The organism is Enterococcus sp. LJL51 (assembly GCF_049894025.1).
Lineage (GTDB): Bacteria > Bacillota > Bacilli > Lactobacillales > Enterococcaceae > Enterococcus_L.
Map to the genome: position 1 here is coordinate 84,839 of NZ_JBNEQE010000014.1, position 17,072 is coordinate 101,910.

At 39.1% G+C, this 17,072-nt stretch carries 15 protein-coding genes; 1 reads left to right on the top strand and 14 read right to left on the bottom strand.

The features are described 5' to 3' along the window. Positions 1-8: 8 nt before the first annotated feature. From ACPWSO_RS13115 to ACPWSO_RS13165, 11 genes are all read right to left on the bottom strand, one after another. On the bottom strand, positions 9-671 hold the full coding sequence (locus ACPWSO_RS13115) for a hypothetical protein (RefSeq protein ID WP_426084025.1): 663 nt from the start codon (positions 669-671) through the stop codon (positions 9-11). Between the two features lie 27 nt (positions 672-698). After that, positions 699-1,763 (bottom strand): DUF916 and DUF3324 domain-containing protein, encoded by a 1,065-nt coding sequence (locus ACPWSO_RS13120; RefSeq protein ID WP_426084026.1) that lies wholly within the window; start codon positions 1,761-1,763, stop codon positions 699-701. An 86-nt stretch (positions 1,764-1,849) separates the two neighbouring features. Further along, positions 1,850-2,593, bottom strand: a complete 744-nt coding sequence (locus ACPWSO_RS13125) for a WxL domain-containing protein (RefSeq protein ID WP_426084027.1) — start codon at positions 2,591-2,593, stop codon at positions 1,850-1,852. A gap of 34 nt (positions 2,594-2,627) precedes the next feature. Continuing rightward, the gene (locus ACPWSO_RS13130; RefSeq protein WP_426084028.1) at positions 2,628-3,419 is read right to left on the bottom strand and encodes a WxL domain-containing protein; all 792 of its coding nucleotides are present in this window, start codon (positions 3,417-3,419) and stop codon (positions 2,628-2,630) included. A 2-nt stretch (positions 3,420-3,421) separates the two neighbouring features. After that, positions 3,422-3,763: an LPXTG cell wall anchor domain-containing protein gene (locus tag ACPWSO_RS13135; RefSeq protein ID WP_426084029.1), complete on the bottom strand. Its 342-nt coding sequence runs from the start codon at positions 3,761-3,763 to the stop codon at positions 3,422-3,424. An 18-nt stretch (positions 3,764-3,781) separates the two neighbouring features. Next, positions 3,782-8,083: a pectate lyase-like adhesive domain-containing protein gene (locus ACPWSO_RS13140; RefSeq protein WP_426084030.1), complete on the bottom strand. Its 4,302-nt coding sequence runs from the start codon at positions 8,081-8,083 to the stop codon at positions 3,782-3,784. A gap of 206 nt (positions 8,084-8,289) precedes the next feature. Further along, on the bottom strand, positions 8,290-9,003 hold the full coding sequence (locus ACPWSO_RS13145; protein ID WP_426084031.1) for a winged helix-turn-helix domain-containing protein: 714 nt from the start codon (positions 9,001-9,003) through the stop codon (positions 8,290-8,292). Between the two features lie 686 nt (positions 9,004-9,689). Continuing rightward, entirely contained in the window at positions 9,690-10,508 is an 819-nt protein-coding gene (locus ACPWSO_RS13150) for a MerR family transcriptional regulator (protein WP_426084032.1), read from the bottom strand. A gap of 164 nt (positions 10,509-10,672) precedes the next feature. Further along, positions 10,673-10,987 (bottom strand): YbaB/EbfC family nucleoid-associated protein, encoded by a 315-nt coding sequence (locus tag ACPWSO_RS13155; protein ID WP_426084033.1) that lies wholly within the window; start codon positions 10,985-10,987, stop codon positions 10,673-10,675. 25 nt (positions 10,988-11,012) lie between these two features. Next, on the bottom strand, positions 11,013-12,761 hold the full coding sequence (gene dnaX, locus ACPWSO_RS13160) for a DNA polymerase III subunit gamma/tau (protein ID WP_426084034.1): 1,749 nt from the start codon (positions 12,759-12,761) through the stop codon (positions 11,013-11,015). A gap of 187 nt (positions 12,762-12,948) precedes the next feature. Next, complete coding sequence (locus tag ACPWSO_RS13165) at positions 12,949-14,178, bottom strand: IS110 family transposase (RefSeq protein ID WP_426084035.1); 1,230 nt, start codon at positions 14,176-14,178, stop codon at positions 12,949-12,951. Positions 14,179-14,817: 639 nt separating this feature from the next. Here ACPWSO_RS13165 and ACPWSO_RS13170 point away from each other — a divergent pair. Further along, entirely contained in the window at positions 14,818-15,333 is a 516-nt protein-coding gene (locus ACPWSO_RS13170) for a helix-turn-helix domain-containing protein (protein ID WP_426084036.1), read from the top strand. A 233-nt stretch (positions 15,334-15,566) separates the two neighbouring features. Here the strand turns inward: ACPWSO_RS13170 and ACPWSO_RS13175 are convergent, their stop codons facing one another. The 3 genes from ACPWSO_RS13175 to ACPWSO_RS13185 form a co-directional block, all read right to left on the bottom strand. Further along, positions 15,567-15,845 (bottom strand): hypothetical protein, encoded by a 279-nt coding sequence (locus ACPWSO_RS13175; RefSeq protein ID WP_426084037.1) that lies wholly within the window; start codon positions 15,843-15,845, stop codon positions 15,567-15,569. Between the two features lie 284 nt (positions 15,846-16,129). Then, positions 16,130-16,381, bottom strand: coding sequence for a hypothetical protein (locus ACPWSO_RS13180; RefSeq protein ID WP_426084038.1), 252 nt, complete (start codon positions 16,379-16,381; stop codon positions 16,130-16,132). Between the two features lie 15 nt (positions 16,382-16,396). After that, positions 16,397-17,072 (bottom strand): pre-toxin TG domain-containing protein (locus ACPWSO_RS13185; RefSeq protein ID WP_426084039.1); only part of this gene is annotated, 676 nt, incomplete at its 5' end.

The window sequence follows — 17,072 nt, forward strand, 5'->3', positions numbered from 1 at the left end:
CACCACAACTACTTCTGTTTCAGTGAAGACTCATTGATACTGAATTTTTTAAATACCTTTTGTTCATGTTCCTTCACCTTTTCAATGTCGCTCCGGTATTCTCCCCGTTTTTCGGCATTTTCCAAATTCTCACTGCTTAAAGTACTAATATTGACCGCTAAATCCTTTAACATCGAGAAATGCCGATTAAGCAGCTTCTGTCCATCCTCCGACAATCCTTCTGAAGCAATTCGAACAGTGACGCTTCCTAATTGCGACGTTAAATCCTTCAAATTCTTTACCGTCTTTTCAGCACCGGCTCCGTTTTCCACAGATTCCAGCTGCTTGTCCATTTCATCAATTAAATAGTAGCTTTTCGCAAGTGCCGAAGCATCATCAGCTGTCAAATTGGTTAGCTGATAATAACGGGCATAAAACGCACCGGCTCCGCTGGATACACCAACAAGCAGACAAATGATTACGCCCATTAATTGATTCTTTCTTTTTTTCTCTAGCTTCTTCCGAACACGAATAAGCTTCTTCCGCTTTTTCTTATTCTTAACTTTGCGCCCTTTCAAGGCCTTGATTTTCTTACCTGTCGACAGGCTGACGAACAGATAAAGGAAACTGAATAACAAAAAGAGGATAGCACTAGATAATAACCCTATAAAAGACATATCCAAAACACTCATTTTACCCTATCCTCTCTTCATCGTTCTTTATTTTTTCTTTCTTTTTACTGCTTTTTTCTTCTTTGACTTTTTGTTCTTACGCACAAAGTGAATCACCAAGAAGAGGAGTAACACAACTAGAAAGACAGCACCCACAATCAGCACAATTAGCTTCCAGTCAATTCCCCGTTCCTGTGTTAACGCCACATCCTGAGAGTTGAATTTGTCCGCCTCTTCATTGGTAATCGTGAAATCTTCCGTCCACTCCCATTTCTTTTCTCCAGCAGACACTACAATATGAGCCGTATAGTCGCCTGCCACCATGCGGTCTCCATTCATTTCAACTGGAAAATCAATCAGTGAGTTAGGAGCCATCCGCATGCCCGCTTTTTTGGTGTCATACAGGACTTCATCTTCCCCTTTTTTGGTGATTTGAACATCTGTTGTCGCCTCTTCAAGATACGCTGGCTGAACATTTGAAAAATTCACATAGACTGAATTTCTATAATTGAATAGTCCGGCATAGACTTTATTGAAGCTTAGATCAGGCGCAACAGGTGTATCTGTTTCACTTAACAACATGCCGACTAAAAAGGCATACTCATTGATGACCCCTGTCTTTTCTGTTTCATCTACTTCTTCTGTGCTCACTCTCTTTAGCTGAATTCCTCCGGAAATATACCCGTTAAACTCTTCCTCCGGCATAGTAATATCCAGATTCAATGCCACAACTGAGGCTGGTGGAATAACTACCTCTGTTGGTGCTTTCACTACATCGACAAAATCATATTTTAGCGATGCATCATTTTCAATTGCGGTCGGACCATATTCAATAACGCCGTTGGCGTTAGTCTTTGCACTATTAAGCGAGACACCCACTGTAATTTCTTCCTGCCCACTGTTAGACAATTCAATTTGTACTGTCTGCTTTTGTCCAGGGCTCATTTTTAAATCAAAATAACCAGCTGTACCAATCTGATTTTCAGGCTTTACTACGTTGTAGCTGAACCCCATCCCATCCTGAGATGCTTCGGCTTGTACGGGAATGAATGAAACCACGATTGTTGTAATAAGTATGTATAATAAAAAGAATGCTCTTCCTTTGCTTTTCACGGGACCTCTCCTTTACGGGTATGTTTACATAAAAGTAAAGCGTCGATTCAATTGAACCGGCGCTTTACCGATCGCTCTACTTAAAATTATAGAGTTTCAGACAATGTCCATTCGATTGTTGCAGTGTATTTTGTGTTGAAGATGTTTGTGCTGCTAGGAATATTCATTTTGATTGAGCTTCCTGCAGTTCCTTGTGCATCATCACCAAATGTAAGGAAGTAGTAGCCTTTTCCTTTGTCTTCTTCAGTATTTTGTGCGAATGGTACAGTTGCAGCACCTTCGCTTAATACTTGTGTACCACTTCCGTTACCAAAGATCATAGCTGTTGGTTGTAATGCTGGATCTACACCATCAGCAGCCAAGTTCATGTTTGTGTAAGTGATTGAAGCACCATCAAGATATTTGTCTGTTCCGCTTACGCTACCTTTGAATTGCTCTTTCAAACGGCCGCTTAATTTCCATTTTTGATCCAAAGTAGAACGAATGTCTTTGATTGCAACAAAGTTTTCGATTTCTCTTCCGCCATCTTTAAATGGTAATGCCCAGTATTCTCCGCTAACACCTACTGTTGCAGCGTGCTTGTCGAAATCTAATGGTGTTACTGCACGGATACCAAACTCATCGACTGAATGTGTGGTTAAACCAGTAATTGGTTCACTATCACTTGTTGTTGGTGGTGTCAGTGGTGGTTCTGATGTGTTTTTAGTGAACTCGATATCTGCGTTGCTGTCTTTTACGTCATCAACGGCCTTTACTGCGTTTGGCGCAACAAGTGCTACCCCTAGTCCTGCCAATAGTGCTGCGCTTAATACTTTACGTGTTAATTTCATGTTGTGTTTCCTCCTAAGTTTGTGTGTGTGTGATTTATGGTAACTCGGCTAATATCCAAGTTAGCACCGTTGAGTAGTTCACCGGATCTTTTTTGGTTCCTCCGGGAACAGATAGTTGTACCGCAATGTTTTCGTACGTCTGTTGATTATTAAATACCGAATCTGTTACTGCCTTGCCCTCCTGCATTCGCGGTGACAAGGTGGCTGGAGCCCCAGCGGCATTGTCTGCCGAGGCGCCAAACGCGATGCTCCAAATACCGTTGCCGGTTCCAGGCTTCGCTTCAGCCAGATTATAGGTATCGCCAATGTTGCTCAGGCGAATAATATCTTTAGAGACAGTGGGGGCATTATCCAGTCCTGAAACAGAATTTGTCCAGGATTTATCAAAGGATATTACCGCACCATTCAATTGCGTATTGGTTGTCTGATCGTTTTTGAACTGCGTTTCCTGACGAACCTGCAACGCCCAGCCTTGAGCGCCCCCTCGAAAGTCAGCCACCTGAATGAATGTGCCTCTGGCACTGGTCTCATCCAAAAACAGCTGCCCATTGACGGGGTAAAGCTGATCCTTGTCAGAACGTTTATACTGTCCGAAATTCAACTGAGGAACAAAGTCCAGTCTCAGCTTGCCAGATGTACTTGGCGTTTCTCCCGGATCAACAATTGTTCCTGGGTTTTCCGGATCGCGGATGCCTTCTTCCTCATTCAAGGTTAAGTCCACCACTGCGTTCCCATCTCCGGAATTTTCAGCAAATACCTGATCAGATGGATAAATACTTAGAAATAGAATCGTAAGTATCGCGGAAAAAGCTGCCACATGTTTCATAATCAGTTTTCCTCCTTACGCTTGTTTTCTCTACGTTTCATCCAGAAAAATAGTAGTACCATTCCGACTACAACCGCCCCTGCAATAGATAAGCTGGTTTTCACCAGTTCCCCTGTTGAAGGATATTTACCAGTCGGCTTTTGTACAGGAGCAGGTGTACTGCTTGTACTTGTACTGGAACTAGAGCTGGATGACGGTTCTGTACTATCATCGTAAAAGCCAACGACTCCCGTTGTCTGAACAGCTCCGCCATTAACCTCACTTGCCTCTGCAGACTTTCCTGCAGTAACAGAAAATAGTCCGAGTACAATAGAAGCAATGACAAAATAGGTTGCTTTTTTCATTTGTTCATTCCTCCATTGTTATTTTGCATCCGTAAGTGTGAATAATAGTTTTGCTTGATAGCTCCCCAGCTTTTTAATACTTCCAGCCGGCACTTCAAAGACAAAGCCGTCTCCTTTGGCCGTCCACTCATTTTGAGTAATATCGTAGTCTCCCGGTAAATTGTGGGTATGAATCAAGATTTCTTGCGCCACACCTGTTAAGGCGTATTCATTATTGCCTGCTTTGTATTTCAACGCATTAGGCAACACTTGACTCCCATTAGTAAATGGTGTCGTTAATGTCGCTAACATTTTCCATTGATCCAGGTTCCCGCGATTATCCGATACCACTAAAGGTGAACCAACAACTGTTGGTTTTTCTACACGAGTCTTTCCGTTTAAGTTTTCTTTCTGTGAACCAAACTCAAGAGAAGTTGGTGCAGAAATTAACTGTAGGGTTCCGTGGATTTCACCACCTGGCACGCCAATTTCATTGGATGTCACAGTAATTGGCTTAAATGGTCCCGCTGGATTGATTGGTCCAGGAATAAATGGATTATTGTCTTCCTGCGGTGAATAACCATTTGCGTCCGCTGTATTCTTAATATCCACGCCAACTTTACTGTTATTAACGGTGGTTTTAAAGGTCACTGTATAACTGTAAAGAGCAGGAATATCTCCAACTTTGATTGACAATACGCGCGTACTTGGTTCATACGTGAAAGTATCAGGCTGTAATGGAACATCTGTAACCGTTCCACCTGCATCTGTTTGTTTAATAGTGATGCCATGATCCGTTGAGTCGAATTCCATTCCAGCTGCTAGTGTGTCTTCCAACACAACACCTGTCCAGTCTTCAGAATCAGCTTTATCATTTTTCACCGTTAAAGTGTAGGTTAGTTCATCGCCAACAGAAGTAGTCGCGCCGCCACTAGATACTACTGATTTCTTCAAATCAGGATTATCTGGTAAAACATCCGCTGTAATTTTCCGCAGGGCTTCATCAAAACGGTCATCTTCATTGCCAACCTTGACTGCATCATGGTAGCCAACATAAGCATCATAGCCATCTACTTCTTCGTTAATATTCCCATAGACGCCATCCGGCTCTTGTGTGTAGGTTACCGGCAATGTGTATGTTGGTTCAGGATTGATTTCTGTTGTATCCTTCAAATAGATATCAACTTTATCCGTTTTATTAATGTAGCCTGGCAGGTTAAGCGTCCAAGCACCGCCGGAAACAGTTGTTGAGACGATTTGATTTGCATCATCCTTCAACCAGCTTCCATTGACTTTAACGAACACTTTCGCGCCGTCTTCATCACTGGTCCCTTTCAGCTGTTTAGTTGCATTGGTTACATTTTCAGTTGAAACTGCCTGAGTCGGCGGTGTGACATCGATTGCTTCAACAACGCCCGTTTTGATATCATCCGGCCCACTAACGTGAACTCGATTAGAAGTTGAATCAGCGCCACCACGCCATGCAGCTAGAACTTCAATAGTCATACCTTCTTTAACAAACTCACCATTCGGCATTGGGACAACAAACATCCCGCCGCGGGCTGCTTCACCATAAACTGATAAACCAGGACTTGAATCATCCTTACCAATCGTTTTTACAGTTGTAGTAAATGCTCGCGAACCGTCAGGATTTTTGACTTCCACTTCCACGTACACTTCATCAGTCCAAGCATCACGAATGTCATCCAGACCTTCCGGTACAGAAGCATGTCCGTAGAAATACTTGTCAGCATTCGTTGGCACACGCAATTCATCAATAACCGCTGAGGCATTATTGGCACTCATACGTGAGTATGCTTGTGCTCCAACAGAACCATAAGAATCCACGTTTGTGTTAAATTCAAGCGGTACGTTAGTATCAGCAATAGTACGGAAATTTGCACCAGTTAATTTATAGTCAAAAATCGACCATGCTCTGAATGGATTTCCATCTAAGTTAGACCCTGATTTCCAAACAGATAAATCTGAGTTTTTAGAAGTCATAACTGAAGATGAACCACCTGATAATGCATATCCTCCACCTGAACGATTATTTCGAAGATCGAAATATTTTGGTGCATCTAAATCAAAGGACAGTGTCCCTGCATTGATTGCACCACCTTCATTGTTACTATTAGTTCTTCCTTCCAAGATATAAATTGCTCCTGGACCTACTGTTGCTCCTAATGTTGATGAAGAATAAATCGCTGGCCCTTGATCTGCAGAGATATCAACTAGACTATCTTTACCTTCCAAATTGAACGAGCCTGTTCCAGTGTATTGAATTCCGCCTTTGTCGCTATCAACAGCATTACCACTGTTACCTTCATTTATGATACGCAGCTGTCCAGCATTAGTAACATTAACATGGTTATTATCACCGTACATCCGAATACCAAAGGAAAGCGAGTTTTTGTTTTCAATAATTACCTGACCGCCATCGATATTAAAGGTCTGAGTTCCTCTAATTCTAAAACGTAAGGTTGCTCCTAAAGTGTAATTAGTTGCACCTGCGGAATCTTTAATCAAATGCATTTTGGCACCATTTGTTACATTAAATACCGAGTTTTGCGACTGCATTTGCAGTGCAGAAGTACGAACATTGGTACTGTATAGCTCAGCCCCATCTTTCAGGTTGAATACAGAACCGTCACCCTGAACACGCATTGTAGCGCCATCATTCATTGTAAAATCTACATTATCTGATGACATGTCTAGCTTAGTACCAGCACCAGAAATATTAATGGTTGCTGGCTTATCTGTATGTGCACCATCACCAAAATCATATGAGAGTGCTAAAGCTTCTCTGATTTTAGAGTGAACATTCATATACGCTCCACCAGACATATTCAGTTCATTTTTACCACGAACCCAGTAACCAATAGTATTTGCATTAATATTCACTCTTGCATTTGGCTCAACAGTAAACTTAGAAATCAAACCATAGATTCCATGAGATCCTTCTGCACCACTTGCATAGTTAGCATTAGCAGTTACAGTCTCTGCTGTTCCATTATTAGTGATAGCAACTTTCGCGTTTTCTTTGACTAACACTTCTGCATTACCCATTAGGAATATGGCTGCATCACTGTTTGCAGAGTTACTTGCTATCTCTACATCAGCACCGGTACCAACAGTAAAACCTGTTCCGTAAATTCGGTGACCTGTTCCTGTTGGTGTTAATTTGAACGTTGCATTATCCTCTACAACAAACTTATTCACATAAAATGAGTAGCTTGTTGTATTTGTTGTATTCGTATATTCAACATTCAGATTTGCACCATTTCTAACGATAAATTCTGCCGCATTCGACTTAACCTGAGTAGTATTTACTCCACTCGCAGTTAGATCCAATGTTGCTCCGCTCATAACATTAACTGCACCGGCCGCATCAATCTGTGTGTTGTTCGCCCCGCTATTGGTTCCTTTAACAGTAGCACCAGTTTCCAACACAACATCTCCTGACGCAGTAATTACACTTGTATAGGTAGATGATGTTGTTGTTTCCAGAAGCGAACCTGTTTTGGCTGTAAAAGTACCTGTATTGATAATCTTGGAATAGTTTCCAGAAATCGCACCAGTTTTTACGGTTGAACCTTCATCAAGAAGCACACTAGTAGAGGCGTTGAACCCATAATCATTGGCTGACGCTGTACCATTTATAGTCCATAGACCCATATCGACAACTGCATTTTTCCCAACCACGACTGTCTCTCCGGTAAAAATCGATGACCGATAATTAGATTGTGCAAATGTAACGTTCGCACCATCCGCAATATTCAACGCTTTCGCTTTGATATGAGATAAATCAGCTGCTGAATACATACGAAACTTATTATTTGTTCCACTAATATTAACTGTTGCACCTACCGCATCAATCAGTCCGCTCTGTGCAGCTGTAGTCTGAGTACCAGTCGTAACATTATTCACATTGATAATCCAGTTTGCTCCATCACCTGAAAAAGTTGCTGTTCCCGGTGTTGTGTACTTATGAATATCTACATTATTCAATGTTAAAGTAGTAGTTTGACCAACGCTGCCTAAAATCACCCCATTCGGTGTTCCTGTACCAAAATTAATTGAAAATCCATTCCCATTAATTGTGATATCTCTGGAAATACTTCCTGGAGCAGTTGTTGTTTTAGCAAATGATCCACTTAAATTAATTTCTGAAACATTTGGATCTTGCAGCGCATTAACAAAGCCTCCCCAATCATTCACATCAGCAGGCGCTGCCTGAGCTTTTTCTGCTCCTATAAAGCTAAAGCAAAATGAAAAAACGACGATTCCTACTAGTTTTACAAAATGTTCAGCTATATAAGAACTTTTTCCGAATTTCATTTTCTTCCTCCTTTCCTCTAAAAATAGTTGTCTAAATAAATAGACAGATTTATTTCAAATTCCTTCCAAATAGTGATAAACTCAGAAATTCATATTGTGTTTTCCTTCTGTCATTTATCCTTTGTCAGAAAATGAAACCTGTTTTAGGTCACCCGTAATACTCCTTTAGTTCTGCTTGCTTTATCCAAAAACCGTTATAACAACCTTTAATTAAGTAGCATGTAGCCCTTTGATCGTACTGTCTGAATCAATTTAATTTTTCCAGTTTCGTTCTCAATTTTTTCACGTAAATGAAAAATCAGGTTAGCCACACGATAGTTTTTACCATTAAAAGGCTCTTTCCAGACACTTTCAAAAATTTCTTTATATGTTACTGCTGTATTTGCATTTTTATATAGAAATTCTAAAGCCTTGTATTCAAGCTTAGTCAGCGGAATTTCCTTTTGCCCATTGATTTTCACACTAGAGTTTCTAGCAAGCAGTTCAACAATCACTTTCTTCTTATCTTCTTTAAAAACTGTTCGACTTTCTCTTGTAACACTGCCTTGTCGTTTTTTCTTCGATACACTATTTGAAATTATCAGCTGCAGCTCATCCGCTTTGCAATCCTCGGAAATCACGCCTACAGCCCCCAGCTGAAGATAGACAACCTTCATTAAATTAGGAGAGCTTGATGAAAACACCCATACAAATGCATCTGAACTCTCTCTGATTTTGACTAGCAGCTGACAAGTGTAGCTGACATCTTCTTGCGGATTTTCCCTAATGATCACTGCATCCAGCTGATCTATGTATCGTTCGAAATTTTCCATTGTTAACGGTACTACATTGATATCATTCTTCTTCAGTTCTTCTGAATAAGGTTCAGCAAGATCTGCTGACAATGCAATAATACCCGTATTCACACTTGTTTTGATCATGATTACCTCCTCAAAAGCATTTTTCTTGATAGTTAAATGAAAATTATGTATCCGTTTATTCAAACACAATTGTTATTTCTTAAAAACATGCAAAAATCTAAATGAATTAGAACAACTTTGATTTTTCATAAAATCATTACTTTAAGAAATAATAATTTGTATTATTAAAAAAATATTTAAATTTTTAAATCCAAATTAATTTTATATCAAAACTTTTTTAAAGTCTAGATGGTTTATGATTGTTTTTCTCTCACCTTTTTAATAAAAAATCAAAATAAATGAGAAAATCAAATGAACAAAAATCTGATAGAAAGAAATAAAGCGCAATAACAAAGATTATTATCATCTTTAAGCTACTATACAGCTCATTTAAGAGTCGCTATTAAATAATGAATATTTAAAATAAAAGAATTTTCGATATAATAGACCTTACTAATCAACAATTTTCTTTACTTTTACTGACAAAAAAGAAAAATAAACTAAACTTTATTTCTTTTAATTCAAATAAATCAAATTATTTGTACTGTTTATTTATTTTGGTTTCTAAGATAAATTTAATCTCTAAATACTACATTAAGTTGATTATTTTGAAGCGGTAAGCTTTAAAATCGCACGACGTTTATTTACGAAAACAAAAAAAGAACTGAAAGGAAATTCCTCTCAGTTCATTCTCTTATTTATTATTTTCATTGTATTGGCTCAACTACAAAGGAAGCTTCTGTAATCCAGTTTTCTGGGTTTGGATCTTGTCCTGGAGAAACATGGGAGCGATTAATCATTGGTCCAGATACCTTGTATTGATTCGTTTCAATCCAGACCGCAATAGCCTGGGTAACTTGAGGCATTTGTTCAAAGCTGCCATTAAATGTGACTGAAGCTATTGTTACTTCCGACGCATCATAGAATTTGATTTCATCTGTATCTTGACGACCGGCAGCAACAGCTACTTGAACCTCAACATCAACATCTGTTTCCCGATATTCTTTGTCATGATACAGACTTGTCGGCAGTGATCCAGGAAGCGGAATCACTCCTTGTTTTTGCATTTCTGCTCCAAGAATCCCCCACAGCCTCCCTTCCTCTTCAAAATTTGACATCACTTTTCTTACGCTGGCTACGGTTCTTGCAGGAATTGTTTTTAGTACAACATTATATTTTTCCATGTTGGTTCCCACTTTCAATTGTTTTTGTAATTCATTAATTAAATTTTTCTTTCTATTTAATGCATCAATTTCCTGATCTAATTCTTGTTCTCTAATCTCATAGTAGTAATTTAAAACGTCCATTTGTTGTTTCTCCAGAATTTCTTTAATTGATTCAAGGGATAAGCCTACCTGCTGCAGCAGTTTAATTCGATTTATTTTTGACAGCTGTTCGGCTTTATAATAACGATACCCTGAGTACGGATCAACTTCAGAAGGAATCAGCAGTCCCAGCTTTTCATAGTGTCTTAATGTGCGCACAGTAATATTTGATATTTTTGAGAATTCTCCAATTTTGAACATGTTCATCTACTCCATTTCTATTTCTTTTGCTAGCTTACTTACAGTCTAAACCGTTACCATAGGTACGGGTCAATAGTTTTATTATATTTCTTCAAAAAAAGTCAGCTGGGAGAGACCAGCTGACTTCTTGCTTCATTTTCTTTCTATATAATAGCTTCTATTTTTTATAATCCCGGCATTCCTTTAGCATATTTGCCTAAAGTTGCTTCTGTTTCTTTTTCAATTTTAGTTAACGCATCATTAACAGCCATAACAATTAAGTCCTGCAGCATCTCTACATCATCTGGATCAACAAGCTCCTCTTTGACGATAACATCTTTCATTTTACGATCTCCGGTAAATACAGCTGTTACGAGCTGGTTGGTTGCTTCTCCTGTAAATTCCTTTTCGTTTAAAGCAGCTTGAGCTTTCTCCATCTCTTTCTGCATTTTCTGAACCTGTTTCATCATTCCTTGCATATTTCCCATTCCACGCATCATTTATTTCTTCTTCCTTTCTATGTCTTTAATCATTTACTACTTCTACTAGTTCTTCACCAAATCTGGCAACAGCTTCATCAACAAGCTGCTGCTCGCCCGAAGAATTCTGATTTTCATCTGGGACAAGCTGAATTTCTTCCTCCTCAGTAATTTCGTCAATCGCAGGAGGTGTGTTATCTTCTGCCTTATGCTGCTGAAGAAACGTCTGACGCAGCCCCGGCCAGCTGTCTCTAGTGATACAGACTATCTGAGGGGCGTAATCAATTAGCCGGCTTAGATTGTTGTGAACCGCCAGCTGCAGCTCATCATCTCCTGTTGCCCGAGTGCAGACAATTTCATAATCAAACGCTATTACCAAGCTAGTTGGACTTCCTGCAACAGGTTCGCTCGCTTTCAGCATCGCCCGCTGTGTTACAGACATCATCTGCAGCATGTCTTCCCAAACTTCCTTGACCTTAAGCAGGTTGTCTCGTGTTGCTTCCCGCAGAACCTGATAAACCCGCTCCGTTGGAATTTTTACAGCAGTCCGATTAGTAGGCTGACGCGGGGCAGCTTTCGCTGGTTCCACAGCGGCAACACCATTTTTCTTAAGCTCTTCAAGCTCCTGACGCAGCTGTTGAATTTCTGCCTTTAACTCAGAAACATCCGGGCTATTTTCCGGAATACCTGCTGCCTGAGCCACTTTTACTGAACCACTGCTTTGAGCCAGCTTCACCGTTGCTACTTCTAAGTAAACCGCTGCATGATTGGTGAAGCGGATATCGTTTTGTGTATCACTTAAAATCTGAATCAGCTGGTATATTCGTTCTGGGGCAATCTGCTGGGACAGCTCTTTAAACTGCTCAGTGATTGTGCCTGTCTTGCTTTCCAATAATTTTGGTGCCTGCTGATACATCAGTAAATCTCGACAATACAATAGAATATCTTCTAGAAAACGACTAGCCTCTGTTCCAGCTCCGAGAATGGATTCCATGACCTCCAGCCCTGTTTCTGCCTTTCCCGAAACACAAGCTGCAATATAGTTGTCCATCATCTCAAAGGTCAGGCTTCCTGTTACCTGAAGAGCGTTGTCCAGTGTTACCTCATCATCGCCAAAGGAAATTGTCTGATCCAGAATACTTAATGCATCCCGCATCCCGCCCTCAGCAGCTCTGGCAATCGTGTATAATGCTTGCTCCTCATAGGTTAACCCGATTTCTTTCAGAATATGTGCAAGATGCTCGACAATATCCTGCGTTCCAATCCGCTTAAAATCAAAACGCTGTGTTCTGGAAATGATGGTTAGCGGAATCTTATGAGGCTCTGTAGTCGCAAGAATAAAGATGACATTTTTCGGCGGCTCTTCCAAGGTTTTCAACAGCGCATTGAACGCACCAGTGGAAAGCATATGTACTTCATCAACAATATATACTTTATACTCAGCCTGTGTAGGAGCATACTTCGCTTTATCTCGAATATCTCTAATTTCTTCCACACCGTTATTACTGGCTGCATCAATCTCAATCACGTCATTCAGGCGACCTTCAGTGATTCCTTTACAAATTGCACATTCGTTGCACGGTTCCCCGTCAACACTATTTTTACAGTTAATTGCTTTAGCAAAAATCTTTGCCGCGCTCGTCTTCCCAGTTCCTCTAGGGCCTGTAAATAAATAGGCATGAGACGTTTTCTGCTGCATAATGGCATTTTTCAACGTCTGCGTTACAGCTTTTTGACCCACAATATCATCAAAACGCTGTGAACGCCATACACGGTACAATGCTTGATATGCCATGCTGTACCCTCCTCTGAAATTTCACTATGTACTATTATACGTGATTTTATGTATTTAAGCATTAAAAAGATCATGATAAAAAAAGAGACGCATTCCGCTTAGATCCACTGGCTTTCTCGGGGCGGAGAACTACTCTTTTTAAAAATTAGTCAAAACGCTTTTCTATCAACGTTTCAACCAGTTTTTCTTAACTTGCGATTTTTTCTTCAATCTTCGGTAATTTATAGTCTGTTTTTTGTTTCATCATGCTATAAATTATCTTAACTAATTTTCTCATAATACACAATAACGCTTGTATCTTTGTTTTTCCCTCTGAAACTTTCCGCTCGAAATAAGCCCGAAATACTGGATTTCGTGGTTCTCTCTTATTCGTTAGATAAATCTGTTGTATCGCAAGAAAGTAAAGCGTTGAATACAGTTTTCTATTACCTTGTGATTTGTTTTGTACGTCTTTTCCTTTTCCAGCTGAACTAAATCTCAATGGTGCGACACCCGCATAATTCGCTAGTTTATCTGAACTAGAGAATCGTTGAATATCCCCTATATGACCGACTAAGGCACAAGCGGTCACAATATCTATTCCCGGCATGGTTTCTAGATGATAACCTAGTTCTTGATACATTTGTCTTTCTGTCCGTTCCAGCTCTTTAATTTCTCGTTGATACGCTCTTAATTGCCTTGTAATGCTCTGAATCACTGTATCTCGGGCAAATTGATAGTCTCGTTCTTTTGTCGTCTCTTGTGCCACTAAATCAAGGATTTTTCTAGCTCGATTTGTAGAACAAGTATTATGACTAGGTACTCGTAAAAATGCGCCTAATTCGTCTTCTGTTACATGTTCTAAGTACTTAGGTGACGGATAATGTTCAAAGAAGGTAAGAGAGGTTCTACAATCTAATTCTTTGAAAAAACCTTTATAGTTCGGATAGGCTGTTTGTATCTGTTCATGAAATTGTTGCATTAGTTTTGTACTTGCTTTTACCAGTGCATTTCTTCGATTGACTAAGTGGCGCATTGTCCAGTAATAGTCTTGTGGGTTTGCATCGGGTAATACATGTGAGCGTCTCATAAGTACTGCACTGATACATTGAGCGTCCCATGTATCATTTTTTCTAGTACTTGCATAACTCATCCGCTCCATATATGAAAGAGACGGGTTCACTTCTTTTACTGGATAGTTTCTATCGAGTAAGAAAATAGATAAGGTTCTGCCATAGTGAGTGACGTCTTCCAATCCGAAAACAGGTATCAATTCATTTTTTTGTTTAAGTATATACTCCTCTAATTTGTGAAATCCTTGTAAGGTGTTCTTGATTTTGATTTCTCCTAGCTTTTCTTCTAGGTAATTCAGTAATACAGCGGTATGCGTTTCTTTGTGTATGTCCATACCTACATACAAATACTTGCTTCTATCCATAGTCCTCCAGTTCTATCCAATCAATTAGTGGCAATCTCAGTTTGAAGCCTCTACGTACTCAATGGTGACGAGTAGCGGGCAAGAAAGCGTCAGCCGATCTAATTTCTTGAATTGGAGAATTTCTTAAATTATGGTATACTCGACTTGCGATGGTGGAGTTTTGAATCTAAGAAATTCAGTTTCTTATTTTTGAAATTCTGCTTTTTTATTTAAGCAATGTTGCATAAGTAAATCTGTTCCTTGTACACGTAGCCCCCCTATTAGTAGTGGGGGCTTTTTAATTTCCGATTGAACCACCTCCTTAAATGGTCATTTCAATGCACTTTTCAAATCGCTGTAAGCACTGATAAATCAACGTTTCTATTCGAATTTCGGTAAATGTCAGGGCGGTGTTACTTTGCGCCCTTCCAACGAGCTTCGCTCGGTTTGGTCGTTGGCACTCATTGCTTGCGCTCCTGCCTTGGGGGCGTCGCGCGCATGGCACCACGACCAAACAATCTAAGTTTCAAACTCATTTTAACTTTACCTAAAAAATAATATATCATAATTTTATTTTACCTGTCAACTTATTCATAAAATTAAATTTGACTTTTTATAAATCAAAAGATAAAATATTAACATACCAACGGAGGTGATAACTTGAATCCTGAATTCCAAACTTTCGCAGAAAATCTTAAGTCTATTCGAAAAAAGAAAGGACTCACTCAATCTCAACTCGCTGAAAAAATTGGCTTAACCAAGCAAAGCATTATAAACTATGAAAAAGGTCATACTTTCCCTACAGGTAATCGCTTATCAAAAATTTTAGAAGTACTAGAAATTCCAGCAGAGCAACTTATCGGAAGCGATAATGTTCAATCACATTCTGAACTCGAGTTGCTTAATTCAGTTCAGTCAAAAGCTTCTTTTCTAGCTCATTACAATATTATGACCGAACATTTTACTGATGAAATTTTCAAGTTTTTCATGGAACGACTTTCTACATTTTCTGAATCAGAATTGAAACAAGCGATTCTTTATCTCTACGATAAACGTATTCAAAAAGAAGTTGATTTCTATGCCAATGATCTAGCTGAAAATATAATCCGAACAACTGAAAATCAAAACAAATCGAACTTAGATATGGATATTGTCATCAATCCACCAACTGAATAACACTCTACTAAAAGTAAATGGTTCACTTCGTCGATTTCATCGCCATTGACTTTTAGTAGTAGGCATGTGCATTTGTCAGTGCCCGAGGAACTCACAAAATAGCTATCACTTTGACTAGTTCCTCGAACTTTTTCAGCCTAACATGCCTACCGCTTGCTTTAGCACTTGAATTTTCTTTCCTAAAAACTTCTTTCTTCACCCTCGGAATCTAGCAAAATAGCATTGGAAGACCTCTAAACCTTTTTCTTGCTTCGTAACTCTAATAACTGCTTTTCCATTCTTTGCATAGTTTGACTAAAATCTTGGTAAAACAGCATAAAGACTCGTGAACACGCATAGTATTTTCTAGCCATTTGTTGCTTATTGACGGGTCTATTTTCATCCTCGAAGAACTTTTCCAGAACTGGTAATACTTCTTTCCATGATTGTAGTTGTTCCCAATTGTCATATAGACTATAAATATCTTGGTAGCTAATTTCTTTAATCGGTTGCTTGTTTTCTGTTTGAATCATTTATTTCACTCCTTCAATTTTGATACACGAAAAAACGGTATCAGTGATTGTTTCCTCACTAATACCGTTTCAATAGTTTCACATTTTTCTAGCTGAAATTACTGTACGCTTAATAAACATTCAAAAAGGCTAGAAAAATCCCTTGAATTTTTGTACAATAAATACAGCTAGCTTTTTGTTAGCTATTGGCAACTTGATTAGTGAGTTCGCTCTTACTATTCAAGGCTCTATTTTCTCGATTCCCGTCGATTGATAGAGTGCCTTTTTAATTTATCTAATAATCTTTAATTACTGTCAAACACTTCTTCTTCTAAACTATAAATATCAAATTTTCCTTCTTTGAAATAGAAAAGTCTCCCACAAACTCTGCACTCCCACATTGACCCTAAAGGCATATTATCCACAAGTTCTTCTACGGTTTTCGGATTTGACTCTAACACATCATAATACTCGTTCTCCGGAAAAATAATTAAAGGATTCGTTGTTTCCAAATTCTCATCATTAAGCACATTTCCACATAAACATTTTATTTTCACGATTAAATCACTCTCCTATTTTATAAATGTAATTCTATCAACTATATCCTTTCCATATTTACCAATTAGTCTAGAAATTATTTCATCCATTTGTTGCGGTGTAAAGTTTGCTTTTGATATATCATAAACAATTTTACCGTTTCCATCTACTTGTTTTAATGCTTTACCCACTTTTGTAACTAATGTATTGATATTATTTCCATTAAGTGTTTTAATTTCAGTTTCTATCCCATTAACTAAAAGATCGGGAGTCTTACTTACATTTGGAGCTTCTGGAATAAGTTTAACATCTTTCCCTTGTTCCAAAAGTGATTCTACTACTTTTTTCTCATCTGCAGTAAGTGATTCAAAAGATTTCGATGATACATCCAATTTACCTTTAGCCCCACTGGCTTTCTCACCCGGCACCGTCTGTCCATGATACGTACTTCCTGCATCCCCATCTACTTCCGGAACCTTAGTTACTTTTCCCTTAACCGTCTTAGCTCCGTTATATCCTAACATAAATCCTTCCAATACCGCAAACGACGCTTTGAGTATTCGCTCTCCTGTGGATAGCTTCCGTCCAGTAATCAGCTCTTTTCCTGTCCATGCCTCGGTCGCATTAGTGACAGTTCCTATCATATCCAGGGTATTGGCAATGGCCAACGGCAGCTTCGATTGGAAAAAGATGAGGGCTCCATTGACAGCA

Excerpts from the sequence above, each read along its gene's own strand:
- ACPWSO_RS13155 (WP_426084033.1), bottom strand. The coding sequence starts at position 10,987 with ATGATGCGTGGAATGGGAAATATGCAAGGAATGATGAAACAGGTTCAG.
- ACPWSO_RS13150 (WP_426084032.1), bottom strand. The coding sequence starts at position 10,508 with ATGTTCAAAATTGGAGAATTCTCAAAAATATCAAATATTACTGTGCGC.
- ACPWSO_RS13165 (WP_426084035.1), bottom strand. The coding sequence starts at position 14,178 with ATGGATAGAAGCAAGTATTTGTATGTAGGTATGGACATACACAAAGAA.
- dnaX (WP_426084034.1), bottom strand. The coding sequence starts at position 12,761 with ATGGCATATCAAGCATTGTACCGTGTATGGCGTTCACAGCGTTTTGAT.
- ACPWSO_RS13175 (WP_426084037.1), bottom strand. The coding sequence starts at position 15,845 with ATGATTCAAACAGAAAACAAGCAACCGATTAAAGAAATTAGCTACCAA.
- ACPWSO_RS13115 (WP_426084025.1), bottom strand. The coding sequence starts at position 671 with ATGAGTGTTTTGGATATGTCTTTTATAGGGTTATTATCTAGTGCTATC.
- ACPWSO_RS13135 (WP_426084029.1), bottom strand. The coding sequence starts at position 3,763 with ATGAAAAAAGCAACCTATTTTGTCATTGCTTCTATTGTACTCGGACTA.
- ACPWSO_RS13125 (WP_426084027.1), bottom strand. The coding sequence starts at position 2,593 with ATGAAATTAACACGTAAAGTATTAAGCGCAGCACTATTGGCAGGACTA.
- ACPWSO_RS13145 (WP_426084031.1), bottom strand. The coding sequence starts at position 9,003 with ATGATCAAAACAAGTGTGAATACGGGTATTATTGCATTGTCAGCAGAT.
- ACPWSO_RS13140 (WP_426084030.1), bottom strand. The coding sequence starts at position 8,083 with ATGAAATTCGGAAAAAGTTCTTATATAGCTGAACATTTTGTAAAACTA.
- ACPWSO_RS13130 (WP_426084028.1), bottom strand. The coding sequence starts at position 3,419 with ATGAAACATGTGGCAGCTTTTTCCGCGATACTTACGATTCTATTTCTA.